At 46.7% G+C, this 6,000-nt stretch carries 4 protein-coding genes; all 4 read left to right on the forward strand.

Features of this window, described 5'->3' with window-relative positions; translation table 11 throughout:
- Nucleotides 1-89 precede the first annotated feature (89 nt).
- The 4 genes from L3C95_RS06560 (at nucleotide 90) to L3C95_RS06575 (ending at nucleotide 5,808) form a co-directional block, all read left to right on the forward strand.
- Nucleotides 90-1,460, forward strand: a complete 1,371-nt coding sequence (locus L3C95_RS06560) for a dipeptidase (RefSeq protein WP_236386000.1) — start codon at nucleotides 90-92, stop codon at nucleotides 1,458-1,460.
- A gap of 74 nt (nucleotides 1,461-1,534) precedes the next feature.
- Nucleotides 1,535-1,930 carry an RNA-binding S4 domain-containing protein gene (locus tag L3C95_RS06565; protein WP_236386002.1) on the forward strand — a complete coding sequence of 132 codons (396 nt, stop codon included), beginning with the start codon at nucleotides 1,535-1,537 and terminating at the stop codon, nucleotides 1,928-1,930.
- Nucleotides 1,931-2,028: 98 nt separating this feature from the next.
- Complete coding sequence (gene lysA / locus L3C95_RS06570; RefSeq protein WP_236386003.1) at nucleotides 2,029-3,249, forward strand: diaminopimelate decarboxylase; 1,221 nt, start codon at nucleotides 2,029-2,031, stop codon at nucleotides 3,247-3,249.
- 222 nt (nucleotides 3,250-3,471) lie between these two features.
- Complete coding sequence (locus L3C95_RS06575) at nucleotides 3,472-5,808, forward strand: GAF domain-containing protein (protein WP_236386004.1); 2,337 nt, start codon at nucleotides 3,472-3,474, stop codon at nucleotides 5,806-5,808.
- The last annotated feature ends 192 nt before the right edge of the window (nucleotides 5,809-6,000 follow it).

Genomic DNA, 6,000 nt, shown 5'->3' on the forward strand with positions numbered 1-6,000 from the left:
TGTGGTCAAATTGATCAGCTGAAACAGACAAATCAATATTTCCGACTTTCCCTTAAATTGCACCTTTCTAAAAGTTAATTTACTGGAACATGCAAGTTTGGAAAGATTACCAGGTTACACACAAAGATCGTTTCCTCGAAGAACTGCTGGAACTGCTGCGCATCCCTTCTGTTAGTGCTGACTCCTCATTCAGCAAGGATGTTAAAGCCTGTGCGGAAGCTGTGAAACTGCGCCTGCAGGAAGCTGGCGCCGAGAAAGTGGAGATTTGCCCTACTGCGGGCCATCCTATAGTATATGGAGAAAAGATCGTAGATCCTGCACTGCCTACCGTGTTGGTATATGGGCACTACGACGTACAGCCTGCAGATCCGCTGGAGCTCTGGCATAGCGGTCCGTTTGAACCCGTTATCAAGGAAGAGAAGATCTATGCACGCGGCAGCGCCGATGATAAAGGACAGTTTTATATGCATGTAAAGGCATTTGAAACCATGGCCAAAACCGGCACCTTACCCTGCAATATCAAATTCATGATAGAAGGAGAGGAGGAAGTTGGATCTGCCAACCTCGGCGTCTTCATCAGGGATAATAAAGAAAAATTAAAAGCAGACGTGGTGCTGATCTCCGATACTGCGATGCTCAGCCTGGAAAATCCTTCACTGGATACCGGCCTGCGCGGTCTTTCCTATATGGAAGTGGAAGTGACCGGTCCGAACCGCGACCTGCACAGCGGTGTTTATGGCGGCGCTGTAGCTAATCCGGCTACCATCCTGTGTAAGATGATCGCTTCCATGCACGACGAAAACAATCACATCACTATTCCTGGTTTTTACGATAAAGTACAGGAACTGACGAAAGAAGAGCGTGCAGCCCTGAACGCCGCTCCTTTCGACGAAGCTGAATATAAGGCTGACCTGGGTGTGGATGAATTGTGGGGCGAAAAGGGGTATACTACTATCGAGCGTACCGGCATTCGTCCTACCCTGGAAGTGAATGGTATCTGGGGCGGTTATACCGGCGAAGGTTCCAAAACGGTATTGCCGTCCAAAGCTTCTGCCAAGATCTCTATGCGCCTCGTGCCCAACCAGGACTGGAAAGAGATCTCTGCACTGTTCCAGGCGCACTTTGAAAAGATCGCTCCGAAAAGCGTGAAGGTGAAGGTAACTACCCATCACGGTGGCAGCCCTTACGTAACGCCAACAGATCACATAGCTTTCAAGGCAGCCAGCGAAGCTATCAAGTCTACCTTCGGTAAAGGTCCGATCCCAATGCGCGGCGGTGGAAGTATTCCTATCGTAGCACTGTTTGAGAAGGAACTGGGACTGAAGACCATCCTCATGGGTTTTGGCCTGGACAGCGATAACCTGCACTCTCCAAACGAAAAGTATGGCCTGGCCAACTTCTATAAAGGAATTGAGACCATCCCGTACTTCCACAAGTATTTCGCGGAAATGAGCAAATAGCCTGATAACGCTATTTATTGATAAATTTGAAGGCCGGCTCGTTACTACGGGCCGGCCTTATACATATCTCAAAGATGAAAGCAGTAGAAAAAGTACGTATCGACAAATACCTCTGGTCTATCAGGATCTTTAAGACCCGTTCCCTGGCCTCTGCCGGCTGTGAATCAGGGAGGGTGAAGATGAATGGAGTAGCGGTAAAAGCTGCCCGCTCCGTAGCTGTTAACGATATTTACGAGATCAGGACTGAAGGCCGTAAATGGGTGATACAGGTGACTGGCCTGCTGGCCAACCGTGTACAGTTCACGGAAGCGATAAAGTATTATAACGACATCACCCCCGAAGAAGACAAGCAACAGCACCGTGAAGCCTCTGTGTTCCAGACAGGTAAGCGTCCCAGCAAGATCGGCCGTCCGACCAAAAAGGAACGCCGTGAACTGGATGACTTCATGGGCGGCGAAGAAGATTTCTAAAAATCTCCGGTTTCAGTAGTAAATTCGCAGACTTTTCAGGCGGCCTTTGCAGAAAATCAGCCACCTGCATGTGAAAATTTGTAAATCATTATCCATAAATGTCTAAGCAAAGCGATCTTCTCTCAGCCGACTTCCTCGTGAAAGTGGCAGAAGAATTTGGAACACCGGTATATGTATATCACGCTGAAAAAATAAAGATCCAGTACGAAAAGCTGCAAGGCGCTTTCCATAAAACGGATGCCCGCTTTTTCTACGCCTGTAAAGCACTTACCAATATCAACATCCTGAAGTACATCAACTCGCTGGGTTGCGGACTGGATACCGTATCCATCCAGGAAGTGATGCTGGGGCTGAAAGCAGGTTTTTCGCCTGATAACATCATCTTCACCCCTAACTGTGTGGACCTGGACGAGATTATCGCTGCGAAAGACCTCGGTGTTCATATCAATATCGACAACATATCCATCCTGGAGCAGTTTGGCAACCGGTTTGGCGATACTTACCCTATCTGTATCCGCCTGAACCCGCACATCATGGCCGGTGGAAACTATAAGATCTCTACCGGGCACGTTGACAGCAAGTTCGGCATCTCCATTCACCAGCTGCGCCATATTGAGCGTATTGTGAAGAGCACCAGGCTGAAAGTGACGGGCCTGCACATGCACACCGGCTCTGAGATCAAGGATGTAGATGTATTCCTGCGCGGCGTTGAGATTATGTTCGAACAGGCAGTACATTTCCCTGACCTTGAGTTCATTGACCTGGGTAGCGGCTTCAAAGTTGCTTATCAGTCCGGCGATCCCGAAACAGACATTAACCTCCTGGGCAAAAAGCTGTCAGAGGCCTTCAATAAATTCACCAAGACCTACAACCGTCCATTGCAGGTATGGTTTGAGCCAGGTAAGTTCCTGGTAAGCCAGTGCGGCTATTTCATCGTAAAGGCGAATGTTATCAAACAGACTACAGCTACCGTGTTCGTGGGAGTGAATTCAGGTTTCAACCACCTGATCAGACCTATGTTCTACGATGCTTTCCACCTGATCCGCAACATTTCCAATCCTAAAGGAACTGAGCGTATCTATACCATTGTCGGAAATATCTGTGAAACAGATACTTTTGGCTGGGACCGTAAGCTGAATGAAGTGAAAGAAGGAGATTACCTGGTGTTTTACAATGCCGGCGCCTATGGCTTCGAAATGTCCTCCAATTTTAACTCCCGCCTGAAACCGGCAGAAGTACTGGTAAAGGACGGCAAAGCACAGCTGATCCGTAAGCGGGATGTACTGGAAGACCTGCTGCGCAACCAGATCGAGTTATAATAACTAAATAGTTAATACTTAAGTTACTAATGCAGATTTGTATAAGCAAATCTGCATTTTTTTTGAAGTGTGATAACAAGTTTTAACATAAATTTGCAGGATTATTCACCTTGTAATCCTGCTTTTACCTGCACACTGTCTATACTGCCATGAAATAAAATAATTTATTGTTCCATTCGTCTGTTATAGTATACGATGAGTATTTTTTACACATTATAGTTTATGAAAGTTTTATCAGCTAACTCCGAAGTGTTCAGGGAAGAGGAAGTAATGATAGACAGCCATATCTCATTTGGACCTTACGTTAAGTTTCTGAAAGAAAAGGCTGCTAAGACATCGGACGCGCGTTCTGCTTACTATCAGAAGATAGTTAAGCAGTTTGAAGGTAACCCTGCTTTATTGGGCCCCATCGCCGGTGCGGACGATCTGTCTGCCTACCAGGAGTATCTCGACCTCATTATCGCCACAATATTCCCTGTCACCGTCGACATGGAGAAAGACATATATGGCATAGGCGTGCCGCATAAGTTTGCCATCTTCTATTATTCCGATCTGTTCAAGAAGCTCTTCGCCGCTAATGGCGATAAGCTGGTGGCAGTGCCGGAAGGGATCTCTGTTGAGAAAGTAAAAAGAGACAAACTGGAATGGTTATACAAACTCTTGCTTGAAAAAGTATATGGGTTCCCGATGGATTATCAGAATGAGATCATCCATCATGTAACCCTGCCCGAAAGTAACGGGTTGAAGAAGTATGTAAAACTACATATTGACGCACGCTTCGTAGATGTAAAAGTGAAAGGAGAGATCCCTAATCTGAAATATGATAACATCTGCCAGCAGCATTTCGCGCTTGAAACATTACAGGAATTGCTGCCACTGAGCAATTTTGCACTGGAAGGTTTTGTGATCTGGACTATACAGGATGTCACAAAAGATGAGGTGCAGAACACCATGAAGAACCTGATCCTTAACATGCACGACGGTAACGAGCAAGAGACCTACCGTAGAATGGAAGAGGAACTGGAATCACTGATCCAGCAGGAAGATATCAGTGTGCATATTGTACCGATCCCAAAGATCAATGGTAAGTATGTACTGGAATGTGACCTTTGCGAAAGTGGTGTCATGCTGGGTGTGATCAACAATGGAAAACAGCAGCAGCAATTATTCCAGCAACTGCTGGAACACCTGATGCGGCAGAAAGATCCCTTGCTCATCCCCGAAGTGACAGATGCTACCTTGTTGTCTTATCCTTTCCTGCGTTACCTGCCACTAAAAGGTATTAAGAGCTACCTGATGGCGCCTGTATGGTATGAAGGTCAGTTGCTCGGTATTGTTGAAATAGCGTCTTCCCAAGCTAATAAGATCACTGCCGAGACCATTGGCAGGGCATATCCTGCTCATCAGCAGGTGATGATGCTGCTGACAAGAGGGGCCGATATCGTGAATAACCGCATCGTGCAGGTGATCAAAGAGCAATTCACTGCCTTACAACCTTCAGTGGAATGGAAGTTTACAGATGCCGCCTGGCATTATCTCCATACGCCGGCAGAAGAACGTAAGGACATTGGTAATATCTCTTTTGAAGATGTATATCCTTTATATGGCGCTGTTGATATCAGGAACTCTTCTACAGAACGCAGCAATGCGATCCATGAAGACCTGCGGGAACAGTTGCTGCTGATCAGGGAAACACTTGATTATATTGGTAACACGATCTATCTGCCATTGCTGGAGGAACTGAAGTTTAAGAATGATGAGCTGATCACTGGTATCACCAGCGGCATGCTGTCAGAAGATGAACTGAAGACCAACAACTACCTCGATGAAGAAATAGGACCATTGTTCCGACACCTGCATGAAAGCCATGCTGAACTGCAGCCGGTGCTGGAACGGTATTTCTCCCTGGTAGATACCTCAGAAGGGCACATCCTGCATCACCGTCAGGAATATGAAGAAAGCCTGGCGAAGATCAATGAGAAGATCAATAAATATCTGGATAAAGAGAAAGAGAATATTCAGCATTCTTTCCCCTGCTACTTTGAAAAGTACCGTACCGACGGTGTTGAATACAATATCTATATCGGACAGGCTATCGCCCAGAACCGCAAATTCGATCTGCTGTACCTGCGCAACCTCCGTCTGTGGCAGCTTTCTTCCATGGCAGAGATCGCGAAGATGACAAATAAGCTGAAAGACAAGCTGAAAGTGCCTCTACAGACCACACAGCTGATCCTGGTGCACAGCAATCCGATAGATATCAGCTTCCGTCAGGATGAACGCCGCTTTGATGTGGAAGGTGCTTACAATATCCGTTATGAGATCATGAAGAAACGGATAGATAAAGTACACATCCGCCAGACAGGTAAACGCCTTACACAACCGGGTACTATTTCTATTGTATATGCCTATGCGAAGGAAATGGAAGAATATCTGAAGTATATCACCTTCCTGCAGAATAAAGGTGTATTGGCATCTGAAGTGGAAATGCTCGACCTCGAAGACCTGCAGGGAGTAAGTGGTCTGAGGGCATTACGCGTGAAGGTGAATATGGACTAACCAGGACTGTAGGATTTAATATAAAACAGAAAGGCCCGCTCTTGTTATGAGAGCGGGCCTTTGTTTATTGTGCGCCCGGCACGGGCGCAAACTCTAGGGTGTAAGTCCCGAACGCGCCTTGATAGTGGGAAGCGTTAACCCAAGGCAAGGGTGTCCTCCGTGAGGAGGAATCTGAAGGAAGCCGGCGGTAAA

This window comes from Chitinophaga filiformis (assembly GCF_021646545.1).
GTDB lineage: Bacteria > Bacteroidota > Bacteroidia > Chitinophagales > Chitinophagaceae > Chitinophaga > Chitinophaga filiformis_A.

Excerpts from the sequence above, each read along its gene's own strand:
- L3C95_RS06560 (WP_236386000.1), top strand. The coding sequence starts at position 90 with ATGCAAGTTTGGAAAGATTACCAGGTTACACACAAAGATCGTTTCCTC.
- L3C95_RS06565 (WP_236386002.1), top strand. The coding sequence starts at position 1,535 with ATGAAAGCAGTAGAAAAAGTACGTATCGACAAATACCTCTGGTCTATC.
- lysA (WP_236386003.1), top strand. The coding sequence starts at position 2,029 with ATGTCTAAGCAAAGCGATCTTCTCTCAGCCGACTTCCTCGTGAAAGTG.
- L3C95_RS06575 (WP_236386004.1), top strand. The coding sequence starts at position 3,472 with ATGAAAGTTTTATCAGCTAACTCCGAAGTGTTCAGGGAAGAGGAAGTA.